The organism is Deltaproteobacteria bacterium (assembly GCA_017302835.1).
Taxonomy (GTDB): domain Bacteria; phylum Bdellovibrionota; class Bdellovibrionia; order Bdellovibrionales; family Bdellovibrionaceae; genus UBA2316.
Map to the genome: position 1 here is coordinate 14,683 of JAFLCC010000009.1, position 15,056 is coordinate 29,738.

General features: G+C 38.4%; 12 protein-coding genes. 9 read left to right on the forward strand and 3 right to left on the reverse strand.

Translation table 11 applies throughout. The features are described from left to right. Positions 1-61 precede the first annotated feature (61 nt). The 3 genes from J0M15_11035 to J0M15_11045 are packed head-to-tail and all read left to right on the forward strand — an operon-like array spanning position 62 to position 2,987. On the forward strand, positions 62-1,084 hold the full coding sequence (locus J0M15_11035; protein ID MBN8537577.1) for a thiamine pyrophosphate-dependent dehydrogenase E1 component subunit alpha: 1,023 nt from the start codon (positions 62-64) through the stop codon (positions 1,082-1,084). Then, the gene (locus J0M15_11040) at positions 1,084-2,139 is read left to right on the forward strand and encodes an alpha-ketoacid dehydrogenase subunit beta (GenBank protein ID MBN8537578.1); all 1,056 of its coding nucleotides are present in this window, start codon (positions 1,084-1,086) and stop codon (positions 2,137-2,139) included. Before J0M15_11035 ends, J0M15_11040 begins: the two co-directional genes overlap by 1 nt. A gap of 8 nt (positions 2,140-2,147) precedes the next feature. Then, positions 2,148-2,987 carry a class I SAM-dependent methyltransferase gene (locus J0M15_11045; GenBank protein ID MBN8537579.1) on the forward strand — a complete coding sequence of 280 codons (840 nt, stop codon included), beginning with the start codon at positions 2,148-2,150 and terminating at the stop codon, positions 2,985-2,987. A gap of 1 nt (position 2,988) precedes the next feature. Here J0M15_11045 and J0M15_11050 read toward each other — a convergent pair whose 3' ends face one another. Continuing rightward, complete coding sequence (locus tag J0M15_11050) at positions 2,989-4,569, reverse strand: hypothetical protein (GenBank protein MBN8537580.1); 1,581 nt, start codon at positions 4,567-4,569, stop codon at positions 2,989-2,991. A 279-nt stretch (positions 4,570-4,848) separates the two neighbouring features. Continuing rightward, complete coding sequence (gene pyrE / locus J0M15_11055) at positions 4,849-5,370, reverse strand: orotate phosphoribosyltransferase (protein MBN8537581.1); 522 nt, start codon at positions 5,368-5,370, stop codon at positions 4,849-4,851. A gap of 433 nt (positions 5,371-5,803) precedes the next feature. Between pyrE and J0M15_11060 the strand changes: the two genes are divergently transcribed. Both J0M15_11060 and J0M15_11065 read left to right on the forward strand, forming a co-directional pair. Then, complete coding sequence (locus J0M15_11060) at positions 5,804-6,025, forward strand: hypothetical protein (GenBank protein ID MBN8537582.1); 222 nt, start codon at positions 5,804-5,806, stop codon at positions 6,023-6,025. Between the two features lie 8 nt (positions 6,026-6,033). Beyond that, positions 6,034-6,672, forward strand: coding sequence for a carbonic anhydrase (locus J0M15_11065; GenBank protein MBN8537583.1), 639 nt, complete (start codon positions 6,034-6,036; stop codon positions 6,670-6,672). A gap of 230 nt (positions 6,673-6,902) precedes the next feature. Here J0M15_11065 and J0M15_11070 read toward each other — a convergent pair whose 3' ends face one another. Beyond that, entirely contained in the window at positions 6,903-9,011 is a 2,109-nt protein-coding gene (locus tag J0M15_11070) for an elongation factor G (protein ID MBN8537584.1), read from the reverse strand. 189 nt (positions 9,012-9,200) lie between these two features. Here J0M15_11070 and J0M15_11075 point away from each other — a divergent pair, with 189 nt between their 5' ends. The 4 genes from J0M15_11075 to J0M15_11090 all read left to right on the forward strand — a co-directional run bounded on the left by J0M15_11075 (position 9,201) and on the right by J0M15_11090 (position 15,048). Further along, a complete protein-coding gene (locus tag J0M15_11075) occupies positions 9,201-10,649 on the forward strand; it encodes a RecQ family ATP-dependent DNA helicase (GenBank protein MBN8537585.1) in 1,449 nt (482 codons plus the stop codon). Beyond that, the gene (locus J0M15_11080; protein MBN8537586.1) at positions 10,646-11,308 is read left to right on the forward strand and encodes a leucyl/phenylalanyl-tRNA--protein transferase; all 663 of its coding nucleotides are present in this window, start codon (positions 10,646-10,648) and stop codon (positions 11,306-11,308) included. Before J0M15_11075 ends, J0M15_11080 begins: the two co-directional genes overlap by 4 nt. 134 nt (positions 11,309-11,442) lie before the next feature. Continuing rightward, positions 11,443-11,916 carry a hypothetical protein gene (locus J0M15_11085; protein MBN8537587.1) on the forward strand — a complete coding sequence of 158 codons (474 nt, stop codon included), beginning with the start codon at positions 11,443-11,445 and terminating at the stop codon, positions 11,914-11,916. A 12-nt stretch (positions 11,917-11,928) separates the two neighbouring features. Continuing rightward, positions 11,929-15,048: an efflux RND transporter permease subunit gene (locus J0M15_11090; protein ID MBN8537588.1), complete on the forward strand. Its 3,120-nt coding sequence runs from the start codon at positions 11,929-11,931 to the stop codon at positions 15,046-15,048. Positions 15,049-15,056 lie beyond the last annotated feature (8 nt).

A 15,056-nucleotide genomic window follows, 5' to 3' on the forward strand; every position in this document is an offset into this window, starting at 1 on the left:
ACTAGAATTAACTAGACATCACCTCAATGCTTCCTTAAGAATAAGACTGAAGGAGGCCTTGATGGCGGCGTCTAAAAAAAGCACTTCAAAGCTTAAAAATCTCCCACCAGCCTTGATGATTCAAATTCATGAGTTAATGGTTAAATCAAGAGTTCTTGAGGAACGACTGATAAAGATTTACCGTGCAGGGGAGTCTTATTTTTGGATCGGTGGACCAGGCGAAGAGGCTTGGGGCGTACCTTTAGGTTTGTTAGTGCAAAAAGGACAGGGCCTAAAGTACGATTATTTACACCTACATTATCGCTGCACTCCGACCCTGACGGCCATGGGGATGGAGATGAAAGAAGCGATTCGCTTGATGATGAATAGAGCAACAGATCCTTCTACCGGAGGAAGAAATTTTTCAGGACATTACTGTTTTCCAAAATGGAATGTGGCTCCTGTGACCTCTCCGATTGAAGTTCAATATAGCATCTCTTTAGGCACAGCCCATGCGCAGAAAAAAGCTGGTACTAAAAGAATTTCAATTGTTTCTGGCGGAGATGCAGGCACGGCAGAGGGTGACTTTGCGAGTTGCCTGATTTGGGCCTCCAGAAAAAATCAAGAATTACCTTTGTTGATCACAGTTCAAAATAACAGGTGGGGAATCTCAACGAACTTTGAAGGCCAGCATGGCGAGTCTCAAATTGCAGATAGAGCCAAAGCCTTTAACATCAGATCTAGAGTAGTAAATGGAAATGACCCCATTGAAAGTTATTTAGCTTTAAAAGAAGAAATGGATTATATTAGATCCACAGGAAAACCTAGTTTTATCGAAGCTCAGGTTTCAAGGCTTTATGGTCATTCTTCGGCAAGTGGTGCTAATTTCATTGCTAATGAAATAGACTGCATCAAAGAATTTGAAAAAAAATTATTGGATGCAGGCATGATTTCGAAAAAAGAAATTTCCCATATTTGGAAGAAGTATGAAGAAGAAGGGGTTGCCATGGCTGAGGAAGCTCGGAGTGAAGCCGCCCCCAGAGCTGAATCTATCTGGGATCATGTTTATGCGAACAATGAAAATTCAGATTGGAGAAAATTCTAGTGGCAAATATGGCTCAAGCTATTCGAATGGCTCTGCATTATGCAGAGAAAAATTTAGAACTTAAAGATGTTTTTGGTCAGGACGTAGGAGCTCCATTGGGTGGGGTTTTTACGGCAACCCAAGGATTGAAAACCGCTTGGAATGCTCCCTTGGATGAACGAGGCATTATCAGCATGGCTATGGGAATTGCCATGACAGGATCCCGATGTGTGGCCGAGATTCAGTTTTGCGATTATATTTTTAATACGATGGATCTGCTAAAAATTGCGGGAAACACCTTGTGGTGTACAAATGGCCAGTACAACTTACCTATGGTGGTGATGACCCCTGTGGGAGCGGGCATACGTGGGAGTATTTATCACTCTCATTCTTTTGATTCCTGGGCCAGCCGTCTGCAAGGATGGAAAGTGGTGATGCCATCAAATCCTTTGGATGCCTATGGCTTATTATTGTCAGCGATAAAGGATCCTAATCCTGTTTTATTTCTAAAACCAAAAGCCTTGATGCGAGTTCGGGGGGAAGAGCTGATTCCTGGAGAGCCAACATCTGAAAAAGAGTTGAAAGCAATGATTGACGCACCCATTGGGGATCGGTCTAAATGGAAGCCCCAGTGGCCCCAAGTAAAAGATTACGAAGTGCCAATCGGAAAAGGCAAGATCACTCGTTCTGGAGAAAGGCTGACCTTGGTGAGCTACGGCAGGCATTTGCTTTTATGTAATGAGATTGCCGATGAGTTAAAACAAGAAAATATTTCGATTGAAGTGATCGATTTAAGATCTATATATCCCTATGATTGGCAGATGGTAAAAGAATCTGTAGTTAAAACAGGGAGAGTGCTTTTTGTGAACGAGGACACAGAGGTCACCAATTTTGGTGAACATCTTGTGTACCGAGTGGTTCAAGAGCTGTTCTATCACTTACTGGCTAGGCCTCGGGTGATAGCTGCGAAAAATGTTCCAGGAATTGGTTTGCATCCAAATCTTGAGGACGCCACGGTCCCACAGAAAAGTGAAATAAAAAATACTCTACTTGAAATAATAAATGAAATTCCTTAGGAAAAAAAATGATCGAATCAGGCACTAAAAAAAGAGTCACGAAAAAACAAAACCATCTTGTATTTGATAAATACAAATTATACACGAAGGCTGTACAATCTCCAGAAGGCGACGTCGAGTTTTTACGAGATACCTATAAAGAAATTAAAGGAAAAGTACCCAAAATTTTAAGGGAAGATTTTTGCGGAACCTTTGCTCTTTCCAGTCAGTGGGTAAAGCTTCATAAAAACCATCAAGCCTATGGGGTTGATTTGGATCCTGAGCCAATGGAATACGGAAAAGCAAATTATTATCGTAAATTATCACCTGAGCAGCAGAAAAGATTACATTTAATTGAGGGAGATGTGCTCAGAGTGGAATTGCCAAAGGCCGATTTGACGGCAGCACTGAATTTTTCTTATTTTTTATTTAAAACAAGAGCTCAGCTTAAAGAATATTTTCAACGTGTGTATGAATCTCTAAATAAAGACGGAATTTTTTTAGTAGATGTTTTTGGCGGAGGGCAATGCCACGATGCCATTGTCGATAAAATAGTTCATAAAAATTTTACCTATTATTGGGATCAAACAGGCTATGACCCGGTTAGTAACGAGGCTCTTTTTTACATTCATTTTAAAGTGGGATCCAAGAAAATAGAAAAGGTTTTTACCTATGATTGGAGAATTTGGTCAATTCCAGAAATTCGCGAAATCATGACTGAAGTTGGATTTAAAAAAACCTACATTTATTGGGAAGGCTCCAATAAAAAAGGCCGAGGAAATGGTTTGTTTAGCCGCACTGAAAAAGGCGAACCTTGCTTATCATGGATCGCCTACGTCGTCGGAGAGAAAGAAATAAGTAAAATATAGGTTATAAAGAGTTTCTCATAAAAAAATTGCGGATTTGATCATACCTGTTCTGCCAGTTCTGTTGATTAGAATAAAAGACATCGTTTCCTTGATGGACGCGATTATCCAATGGAGAGAATTTATGAAGATATTGAAAAAATCGTCCATAAATTACCAGACTTCTTTGGTCGATGGTTCCTTGAGAGCGGGCCTTCAATACGGATTCATAAAACTCAATGGTGGATTCAACGCGATAACTAATCGTTGGATATACAACAGAATAGTACGACTCAGCCCATGTTGTGTTTTTTCTCGATACCAGATAATTAACCGTGAATTCCGCAGTTTCTGGGTCCTGTAAATTTTCAAAAATGTTTTCTTTGATAAGATCGCTTGATGAAAGCGGGATCGTTAATTCAGAATAAACTTCTGAATTTTGAATTTCCTTATTACTATGAAAAGTTCGGATGCGACGAAATGCCGCTTCAAGAATATTTATTGGATCTATTTTTAAAAAAGAGAACGATGATGACTGAGCCTGCTTTAAATTGTTTAAGATGGCATTAACTGTTGAATCTTCAGGGGGTTTTTCCTTAAACGAATTAACGGTTCTATTGATTAAAACGCCAAATGAGATCCATGATTTATTTTGTAACAAATTGACTATTTGAGTATAGAAAAAATTAGAACCAAGAAGGTAGGAAGTATCAATTTTCTGCATGACTTCGAGTAACCTATTTATAAGAGTAGAAGTTGATTGGTCATTCAGTTTTTTATCCTGGATAATACGAGTTAAAAAAACGTGAGCTATAGATTTCTGGTCGAACGTTTCAATGGCTGCCATTTGTTTAAGATCAGTAAGCATCTGATTATAAAACTCTTCCGGACGGTCAAGGGAGTCAGAGGTCTTAATCTTACTCAATATTATTTTTTGAATGACACTTTGCCTTTCAATACCAATGTTCTTTAGAAACTGGGGATCATTCATCATTTTCAAAATTCCATCAAACGTTGTTTCTTTTGCAATGGAATCAATAATGGCATGAACTTGATTTATAAGGTTACGTCGTTCATTTCTATATGATTTACGTTCGATCCCATTTTGAGATTCATGCAAGTTAAAATTATTAGAAAGTTGACGTAACTCATCTGAAATTTCTATTCCTTTCGTTTCAATTTGTCTTTCTAAACTCATTTTACGCTTAAGAAAGTTTTCTCTACTATTAGAATTATAGGATTCTTCAATTTCTGGCTTTGAAAATGCGGCCCGAACCTTAGAGAGCCGCGAATTAAGTGAATTCAGTCTGGATTGTTTTCTTTCTTTTTGTAATCTGAGAATTTCGTCGACAGTATCAGATTGATCACTTTTCTTATCAAAATCAGAATCTAACTTTTTAATCTCCAGAAGTAAGTTTTCCAAACCAATAATTTTAGAATTAACAGGATCTTTACTTGGAAGTGGCGCTCTGTCATGGAAATTTCTATACAAATTACTGCAGTTGTTTGCTGTTGCCAAATTTGGGAAAATGAACAAGAGCAAGAGCGAGAAATAGGCAAAAAATACAAGTTTTGAAGATGTTGAAGATGTTGAAGAAACTTTCATTTTAAACCTCACTCTATTAAGTAAGATCAGCAAGCAGGAAGCCAATGGAACTACCTGGACCCATTTCTAGGAGTTCTCGGACAGAGTTAAAACTTTGAAAATACTTAGAATTTTAACTTGATTTTGGTTATAAGAATAGAGGTAGTATTTGATTTTGTTGCTTTTGGATTTTGCGACAAATAGTCACCTGTAATGTCATTATTTTAGACACAAAAAACTAGACACAAAAAAATTAATGCTTCATTTGCTTTTTTTCATATTTAGTATGGTTTTTTACAGCTAGGCGTTTTTAAGATCGTCAGAGGTAAAGAGAGTTTGAATTTTAAGTTTGGCTTCGCTAAATTTTGAATTTTCTTTTTCTCCTCTTAGTATGGCACAAAGAACCGTATCGATTAGAGCCCCTGAGTTGCGCAAGTCTTGAGTGCTAATGAGCACCTGTCCTCCAGTCGTGATCACATCTTCGATAAGGCAAAGTTTTTTATTCTGAATGTCTATGCCTTCAGCGAATAAACAGGTTCCATATTCTTTGGGAGTTTTTCGAACAAAAACGACGGGAAGTCCAGTCTCTAGACTAAGGGCTGTGGCAATGGGTATCCCCCCCATTTCAAGTCCAGCAAGGGCCTGAGTGTCTGATGGGATCATATTTTTTAAATGAAAGGCCATGGAGCGAAGAAGGGTGGGTTGGGATTCGAAACGGTATTTATCAAAATATTCATGGGAAATTTGTCCCGATCTTAGTTTGAATGTTCCTTGTAAATAACAGGCTTGAAATACTTTTTTTGCGAGTTCCTTTTTGTCTATAATTTGATTCATAATTCATCCTTGCATTTTGCGTACGTTTTTATGGTGGTAGCAATTTGTCTATTTAAAAAAGGTATTAAAGATGCAGTGTAAGATAAATAATTAGGAGTTAAGGGTCAACTTCATATTAAAGGTAGCCAGGATGGAAGAAAAAAATAAAATTGTCCTTCAAACGTTTAGTCTTTTTATAGTGTTAGCACTCCTCACTTTGGTATTTGTTTATGGTTTTAACTATCTTTTTTTTGAAGCCAATTTTTCACCAGCAATTCCTGCCATTAAATAAATTATTAAACCAGACAATGACGAAGAATGAATCTGACCAGGTGCGCGATGGGAATAATGATGTTCCTACTTTTAAAACTATTTATGATAGAACTACGTTTCGTCAGAGTAGAATAGAGATTATTATTAAACGATTAACAAAGGTTGAATTATGTTCTGGGACTTCTATTATCCTATTTTGTTTTTAATTTTCAGTAGTTTAATTTTATTTTTTGGATTAAGAAAAGAAATCAGTAAATTTAAACAATTAGAATCACGAAAAGCAATGGACATCGTTTATTTTGCCTTCAATTTTATTCTTGTTTTAGTATTTGGTGGAACTTTTTTTGCTGGAAGTATTACAAGAATTATTTATTTAGTTTCTAAAACCTAAAGAGAAAAATGGCTAGAAAAGATATTATTAAATTATTAGCGGGATTTAAAAGATTTAAGGATAAATACTTTGATAACGAAAACTCAATTTATCATAAATTGTCTTCTGATGGCCAAACCCCCAAGACCTTAATTATTGGTTGTTGCGATTCACGTGTGGATCCTGCAATTATTTCTTCCGCTTCCCCAGGGGATTTGTTTATCGTTAGAAATGTGGCAAATTTGGTTCCTCCCTTTGAAAAACTAGGTGGAGTCCATGGAGTCAGTGCAGCGATTGAGTTCGCTGTTGTGAATTTAAAAGTAGAAAATATATTAATTCTGGGGCACCGTCAGTGTGGTGGCATTCGCTCCCTTTTTCTTGATAATAAAAAAGAAACAACATTTATATCTCTTTGGATGAAGATTGCAGAAAAAGCCAAAAACCAAGTCTTAGAAAAATTTCCAGATGCAGATACTGAGACGCTTTGTCGCCATTGCGAACTAGAGTCTATAAAAGTTTCTTTGGAGAATCTGCATAGTTTTCCTTTTGTAAAGCAAGCCTTAATAGAAAGAGAAATCAATATTTTAGGAGTCTATTTTGATCTTGAGCAGGGAAAGCTCTGGGAGTACGACGAACAGATTTTAGATTTCAAGACTATAGAAATATAGTTATCACCAGGGGTTACGCCTAGGCCTCAACTCTTCGTTCTCGTCGGTCGAACTCCCTGCGACTTGGCCTTGCCAAGCCTCAGTCGTCTCCCTCCTGCGGCCTCGATTTGAGGCCTAGGCGTAACCCCTGGGAATAGAAACACCATTGTAAAAATTTAAAATAAATAAGTAAGTAAAAGTTTAAAAGCTAATGAAGCTAGGGACAAAGTCCCTAGCTTTTATCTTATATCTTACTTCTTTTGTTCTTCGGCACGTTTTTGTTGGTATTTTTTTGCTAATTCTTCTTGAATGTTTCTTGGTGCTGGAGAGTACTTTGCAAACTCCATAGAGAATTCGCCTTTTCCCTTGGTTGCTGAACGCAAATCAGTAGAGTATCCAAACATTTCTGTTAATGGTACTTCCGCCTCAATCACGCAGTTTCCTTCAAAGTTTGTAGTTCCAACAATAACTCCCCGACGTTGATTGATTTGCCCAACAGCCGCACCCTGATACTCATCAGGCACCGTTGTTTCAAGCTTCATAATGGGCTCTAGAACCGTAGGCTTAGCTTTGAGATAAGCCTCTCTCATAGCTGCCATGGCGCAAATTTTAAACGCCATATAGCTTGAATCCACATCATGATATTGACCATCTTGCAGGATCACATTAACTCCAACAATAGGAAATCCTATCAATGGACCTTTTTGACATTGTTCTTGGAATCCTTCTTCAACGGCAGGAATAAATTCCTTAGGAATACGTCCGCCCACAACTTCATTTTTAAAAGCAAAAACTTCTTTCACATCAGCAGGAAGTGGTTCAATTCGTCCAACAACTTTAGCGAATTGACCGGCACCACCTGATTGTTTTTTGTGAGTGTAGTCATAAGGGCCTTCTTGCATGATTGTCTCACGGTAGGCTACTTGAGGCTGTCCAACGATCACTTCACAGGCAAATTCACGCTTCATTCGCTCAACATAAATTTCTAAATGGAGTTCGCCCATTCCTGAGATAATGGTTTCAGCAGACTCTTCATCCCTATGAACTCTAAAGGTGGGGTCTTCTTTTCTAAATTTTTGTAAGGCTTTTGAAAAGTTATTAGAACCTTGTTTGTCTTTAGGAGCCACGGCGAGGGAGATAACGGCATCAGGAACATGCATGGATTGCATAGAAACATTAATCGTACCATCAGTAAAAGTATCACCAGAGGCGCAATCCACACCGAAGAAGGCAACGATATCGCCAGCATAGGAAGACTGAATCTCATCCATTTTATCTGAATTCATTCTCACCAGTCTGGGCACTTTAACTCGTTTTTTATCCGTGGTGTTGGTAATAAAGTCACCAACGCTGACCGTACCTTGATAAATTCTCATGTAGGTTAACTGGCCAAATTGAGTTTGTTGAAGTTTAAACGCCAAAGCAACTAGAGGTTTTTCATTGTTGGGGAATAGATCGATTTTTTCTTCATTTTTATCTAAATCAAGAGCCGTTTCTCTTTTTTCTTCTGGAGTTGGCAAATAAAGAGCCACAGCATCTAAGAGTAATTGAACCCCTTTATTTTTAAAGGCGGATCCGCAAAAAACGGGAACTAGTTTTAAGGTAATAACCCCTTTTCGAATGGCTTTATGCATTTCTTCAACGGTAGGTTCTTCTTCCATCAGGAATTTTTCACCAATAGCATCGTCCACATCAGCAAGTTTACCGATAAGTTCATGACGGTAATTTTTAGCTTGGTCTAATAATTCTTCAGGGATGGGAATTTCTTTTACAATCTCACCGCTAGAGCCTTCGTTGACATAGGCTTTCATGGTAACTAAATCTACGGCGCCTCTATGATTCTCTTCCAAACCAATAGGTATTTGAGCCATGACCGCGTTTAGTCTTAATTTTTCAACTAAGGCTTCTTTCACTCTAAATGGGTTGGCGCCTTGACGGTCTAATTTGTTAACAAAGGCAAGTCGAGGAACTCCATATCGTTTCATTTGTCGATCAACAGTGATAGATTGAGATTGAACTCCTGCTACTCCGCAAAGAACTAAAATGGCACCATCGAGAACGCGAAGAGAACGTTCCACTTCGATTGTGAAATCCACGTGCCCGGGAGTGTCGATTAAGTTGATAATGTTTTCTTTCCAATAAACTTGCGTAGCTGCCGATTGGATGGTGATACCTTTTTCTCTTTCAAGATCCATGGAATCCATGGTCGCTCCAACTCCATCTTTACCTTTAACTTCGTGGATAGCGTGGATTTTACCACCATAGTAAAGAATTCTCTCGGATAAGGTCGTCTTACCAGAGTCAATGTGAGCTGAAATACCTATGTTTCGGACAATATTGATATCCCATTTTTTGGCCATTTTTTAGTTCCTTTTGTATGATTTTGTTAAAAGTTACTGGCTATCATCAAATTGAATTCAGGGCAAAAGAAGATTGTAATAGCTCAAGTTATCACTTTGCGTTAACTTGCAATCAAAGCTCCATAGATTTTTTGATTTAGCCAATGCAAGATACAATGATTCACAGAGAGGTTTATGCCACAAAAATCAATATCTCCATTAATTGAAATTTTAAAGCAAAATTTTCCCTATTTAGGCTTTATTCATTCGCAAGAAAAAATTCTCAATTTAGTTTTTCAAAAGAAAAATGTCTTGGGCCTCATGCCTACGGGAGCTGGGAAAAGCTTATGCTATCAGCTTCCGGCGAAGATCACAAAGGATTTAGTATTGGTTATTTCTCCTCTGATTGCTTTGATGCAAGATCAGACACAAAAAGCCCAAGATCTGGGAATTAGAGCCACCTTTATAAACTCTAGTTTGTCTGCAGAAGAAAAACAGAAACGCTATGAAAAAATTTCAAGAGGTGAATACCAGCTCATCTTTGTGACTCCTGAAAGATTTAGAAAACCTGATTTTGTCAAATCTCTTGAAAATGTAAAAGTTGATCTTCTTGTCGTGGATGAGGCCCATTGTATCAGTCAGTGGGGTCACGATTTCAGGCCTGATTATTCGCAGATTTCTGAATTTTCCAAAATCTTAAAAAACCCTCCCCTTTTGGCGCTCACAGCAACAGCGACGGAAGAAACACAAAAAGATATCGTTAACAAATTAAGTATTCAAAATGATTTTGAACTCGTTTGGGCAGGCATGGAAAGGGCCAACTTGCAGGTTGAAATGACGGAAGCTTACGAAAACGAGGACAAACTGGAATTGCTGTTAAAAAAACTAAATACCGAAGAAGGCTCACAAATTATTTATTTTTTGTTAATAGAAAGTCTTCATAAAGTTTCGGTTGAATTACAAAAAAGAAAAATTCCCCATAAGGTCTACCATGGAGACCTAAAGAATGATCAGCGAAAGCAAAATCTAAATTTCTTTCAAAAAAACGATAGGGTGCTGATGCTGGCCACACCAGCGTTTGGGTTAGGCATCGACAAACCCAATATCCGTCAAGTATTTCATATGCAATTGCCTGGATCCATAGAGTCTTATTTTCAAGAGATAGGGCGAGCCGGAAGGGATGGGTTACCGGCTCAAGTTTTCTTATTTTATAGCGAAAACGATTTGCCTATCTCGATGGAGTTTATCAAGTGGGCTTACCCAGAGAAAGAATACTTGCAACGTGTTTTTGATTTGTTAACTAATTATAAAACTCAATTCTTTCAAGAAGGTTTTGATTTTTTAAGAGAAAAATTAAGCTTTAAAAACAAAAGAGATTACCGGGTTGAGGCGGCCTATCATATCTTAGCCAGATGGGGATGTGTTCAGCCGTTGTCTTTACTTAATGAATTAGAACCGAAGGATTTAATTTTGCGAGCTCCGGACTCCGAAGATTTTATTAAAGAAAATCAAAAGATTTTGTTTCAACATCAAAATAAAAAATTATTGGAAATGTATCAGTTAGCGCAGAATCAAGATCAGTGCCGGCTTGGCTTAATCTACAAGTATTTTGGCGGTCCCTATTCTGAGTGCGGTCACTGCGATGTGTGCTTGCGATGACCAAATTCAAACCGGGGTCGTTGGCTCATTTTAAGTCCACTATTTCCTTTCCTCAAATTCCTTACCTGGAAAGCCATGAAGATATAGTGGCTATTGGTGGAAAATTGAATGTGGGCACTCTTCTAGCCGCCTATGAAAAGGGGATTTTTCCTTGGCCACAACAGGGAGCGCCGTTGTTGTGGTTTTTTCCTGAGCAGAGAGGTGTTTTGGATTTTAGTGACCTACATATTCCAGAGAGTTTGATTAAATTTATTAAGAAAAATAGTTTTCGCTTTCGTTTTTCTGTGAACGAAGCTTTTCCCCAGGTTATTGAGAATTGTCAGTTGCAGAAAAGAAATAATCAGCCAGGAACTTGGATCATCCCTGAGTTAAAAAAAGCCTATATAGAATTTCATGAAGCAGGTTTTGCTCATTCGATAGAGTGTTGGGAAGGTTCACAGTTGGTGGGCGGGGTGTATGGAGTTTTGGTTCATCAAGTTTTTAGTGGAGAAAGCATGTTTCATCACACTACCAATGTCAGCAAAATGTGTTTGTTGTTTCTGATTGATTGGCTCAAAAATAAAGGTATTTCATGGATGGATATTCAAATGGTGACCCCGTTGCTTGAAAGTTTTGGGGGTAAGTATATATCGGATGAAGAGTATTTCCATCGATTGTGAGGTAACTGTTAGTCATGTAACCCTCATATTTGCCAGCGACGTTAAGTTCTCTTTCCACTTTACTGTAATCAATAAAACTGTACTATAATGTTCTGTGCTAAACTATTTAGATTATGAATTTCTATAAGGAAACGATGAAGGTGAACACCATGGTTGATCGATTTGGAAATATGTATTCAGGTTCATTTCTGAAATTAAGTCTCGTTCTTTTTTTGTTTTTTACGTCCATTGGGCACTCTCATGGTGAAGATAAATTAGGGCCAAATGGGGGCTATATAAGAATGCCAGGGGCTTTTCATACAGAAGTTGTAATGGATGGATCGAATAAAATGAGAGTTTACCTTCTTGACATGAATTGGAAGAACTCTTCGGTTAAAGATTCAGCGCTTGAAGTGACTGTTATGCAATCAAATCAAACGAACAAGGGAATATGTGTTATCGTTGATAATTATTATTCCTGTGAGTTGCCAGAGGGATTTAATCTGAAACCAGGAACAATGAAAGTGAAAGCTCAGCGAAAGAAATTAAAAGGGACTGCGGTTTATGAGTTGCCTCTTCAGTTAAAAAAAATAGAAAAAACAGAAAAAAATCATGGTGGTCATCATTAAGGGAATCTGAATATGTTGGATAGAATAATACGATTTTCCTTAACCTATCGGGTGTTCGTTTTATCCATAGCTTTTCTTATGGCAGGGTATGGTTTGTTCACCCTGAATCAAATGCCAGTAGATGTATTTCCTGATTTAAATAAGCCCACCGTGAGTCTCATGACGGAAGCTCCAGGACTGGCGCCTGAAGAAGTGGAAACCTTGGTTACTTTGCCATTGGAAACAGTGCTAAATGGTTTGCCTGGAATTGCAAGAGTTAGATCTACCTCTGGGATTGGCCTATCTGTTGTTTATGTTGAGTTCGAATGGAAGACAGATATTTATAGAAATCGTCAGTTGGTTGCAGAAAAATTACAGCTCATAAAAGAAAAATTACCGAAGGGTGTGATTCCCATTATGGGCCCTATTTCTTCGATCATGGGTGAAATTCAGTTGGTTGGATTGTCTTCCCCAAAAGGGAATGTAAATCCTTTGGAATTAAGAACTTTTGCTGATTGGACAATAAGACCTAGGCTTCTTGCCATTCCCGGAGTGGCCCAGGTGGTGACCATGGGTGGAGGGGTGAAACAGTACCAGATTCTTTTATCTGCAGAAAAGATTCAAAAAAAACAACTTCCCTTAGAAGAGATCGAGAAAAATCTAGCGAAAGTGAGTTTGAACACGACCGGTGGGTATATTGATCTGGATAAAAAGGAATATCTCATTCGAAATATCGGAACCATCAAATCAGAAGAAGATATTTTGAATTCAGTGGTGGGACTTCATTTAGGTCGTCCTATCTATGTAAAAGACATTGCCGAGGTTAGGTTGGGCGCCCAGACGAAGAGGGGGGATAGTAGCGTGAACGGCAAACCTGCTGTTATTTTGAGTATCCAGAAACAACCTGGAGCCAACACCATCGAGTTGACTAAAAAAATGGATGCGGCATTGGTAGAGTTGGAAAAGTCACTTCCTCGAGGAGCGGAGTTAAGTAAAGATTTATTTAAACAAGCTTATTTTATTGAGGCAGCTGTTGGGAATGTCAAAGAGGCTCTGCGTGATGGAACGCTCTTCGTAATGATCATACTTTTTGTTTTCTTATTGAATATAAAAACCACCATCATCACGCTCACGGCAATTCCATTATCTTTTTTAATGACAGCTCTCGTATTTCATTTCTTTGGTTTATCCGTAAATACCATGACCTTGGGAGGCTTAGCCATTGCGATTGGAGAGGTTGTTGATGATGCCATTGTCGATGTTGAAAATGTCTTTCGCAGATTAAAAGAAAATAGAAGGAGTGCCAAACCCTTACCGACCAGGCAGGTGGTTTATCAAGCCTCCCTGGAGGTTCGCAACTCTATTGTGTTTGCAACAGTGATCGTGGTTCTGGTCTTTGTTCCTCTTTTTTACATCAGTGGCATTGAAGGACAACTTTTTATTCCTCTGGGACTTGCTTATATTATTTCTTTAATAGCCTCACTCATTGTGGCTTTGACAGTGACCCCCATTCTGTGTTCCTTTTTTTTAGGCAACGAAAAATTTCTTCGCGTTGAAGATTCGTGGCTTGTTAAAAAACTAAAGAGATGGGATCGCATTGTTTTGGTTCACTCTTTGGATCACCCCAAAATTGTATTTTCCTTGGCTATCGGATTATTGGTTGGGTCTTTGGCTCTGATTCCCCATATAGGAAAAGATTTTTTGCCTAAATTTAATGAAGGAACCGCGACGATTAATGTGCTGGCTCGGCCTGGGATTTCTCTAGAAGAATCAAATAAAGTGGGTACCCAAGCAGAGACCTTACTTCTTAGTGTTTCTGAAGTGAAATCTGTATCCAGAAGAACAGGGCGAGCAGAACAAGATGAGCATGCAGAGGGAGTTCATTATTCTGAACTGGATGTCGATTTTAAGACCGGTGGAAGATCCAAGGATGTTGTGATTGCTGAATTAAGAGATAAATTAGAAAGCTTGAAGGGTGTATTTACAAATGTGGGTCAGCCCATATCTCACCGGTTGGATCATTTGCTCTCAGGGGTGAAAGCCCAAATTGCTATTAAGATTTTTGGTCCTGATTTAAAAGTTCTTAGAACCAAGGCCGCAGAGATTTACCGAACGCTTGAAGGGACGGAGGGGCTCGCCGATCTTCAGATAGAACAACAAGTATTAATTCCGCAAATTAAAATTCAAATTTTAAGAGAAGCCGCCGGAGAGTACGGCATTGTTCTTGGTGAGCTGTCAGGAACTTTAGAAAAAGCCTTGAACGGTGAAGTGGTGGCTCAAGTTCTTGAACAACAAAAAACTTTTGATGTTTTGATGAGGTTTGATGATTTTTCAAGAGCTAATTTAGAACTCATGAAGAAAACAGTTCTAAAAATAATGCCTGATGGTCGTAAAGTCACCTTAGAGAAAGTCGCAGATATTTATGAATCCGAAGGGCCAAATCAGATCCACCGTGAGAATTCACAAAGAAGAATCGTTGTTTCAGGAAACTCGAAGGGAAAGGATCTGGATAGTTTGGTGAAGGCAATTCAGTCAAAAGTTCAAGAACGGGTGCCGTTACCTGAGGGATATTATCTTGAATATGGAGGGCAATTTGAGAGTCAAAAATCAGCCAGTAGATTGATTTTTATTTTAGGAATTCTATCAATGGTAGGGACATTTTTAGTTTTGTATGCCCATTTTAAGTCAGCTTTTATTGCCTTCCAAATTATATTAAACATTCCCATGGCTTTGATTGGAAGTCTGCTGGCTGTGTATTTTACGGATCGTATTTTTTCAATTGCCTCCATGGTTGCCTTTATCACGCTGTGTGGAATTGCTAGCAGAAATGGAATCATGATGATCTCTCACTACTTGCACCTTATGAAATTTGAAGGCGAAACTTTTAGCAAAGAAATGGTTATTAGAGGTAGTTTGGAAAGATTGGTGCCTGTTTTGATGACAACCCTGACTGCAATTCTGGGGCTCTTTCCTCTTTTGATTTCAGCTGGTGCCCCAGGAAAAGAAATACTTTATCCTGTGGCGGTTGTCATTGTTGGAGGTCTGATGAGTTCTACTTTATTAGACATGTTTGTAACACCAACTTTTTTTTATAAATTTGGAAAAAAGTCTGCAGAGAAAAACATTCATTTTGAGGAAGTAAATTTGAAGTAGTACATGAA

Coding starts and splice junctions, on each gene's coding strand:
- J0M15_11085 (MBN8537587.1), top strand. CDS start 11,443: ATGAAGGTGAACACCATGGTTGATCGATTTGGAAATATGTATTCAGGT.
- J0M15_11045 (MBN8537579.1), top strand. CDS start 2,148: ATGATCGAATCAGGCACTAAAAAAAGAGTCACGAAAAAACAAAACCAT.
- J0M15_11050 (MBN8537580.1), bottom strand. CDS start 4,569: ATGAAAGTTTCTTCAACATCTTCAACATCTTCAAAACTTGTATTTTTT.
- J0M15_11065 (MBN8537583.1), top strand. CDS start 6,034: ATGGCTAGAAAAGATATTATTAAATTATTAGCGGGATTTAAAAGATTT.
- J0M15_11035 (MBN8537577.1), top strand. CDS start 62: ATGGCGGCGTCTAAAAAAAGCACTTCAAAGCTTAAAAATCTCCCACCA.
- J0M15_11060 (MBN8537582.1), top strand. CDS start 5,804: ATGTTCTGGGACTTCTATTATCCTATTTTGTTTTTAATTTTCAGTAGT.
- J0M15_11070 (MBN8537584.1), bottom strand. CDS start 9,011: ATGGCCAAAAAATGGGATATCAATATTGTCCGAAACATAGGTATTTCA.
- J0M15_11090 (MBN8537588.1), top strand. CDS start 11,929: ATGTTGGATAGAATAATACGATTTTCCTTAACCTATCGGGTGTTCGTT.
- J0M15_11080 (MBN8537586.1), top strand. CDS start 10,646: ATGACCAAATTCAAACCGGGGTCGTTGGCTCATTTTAAGTCCACTATT.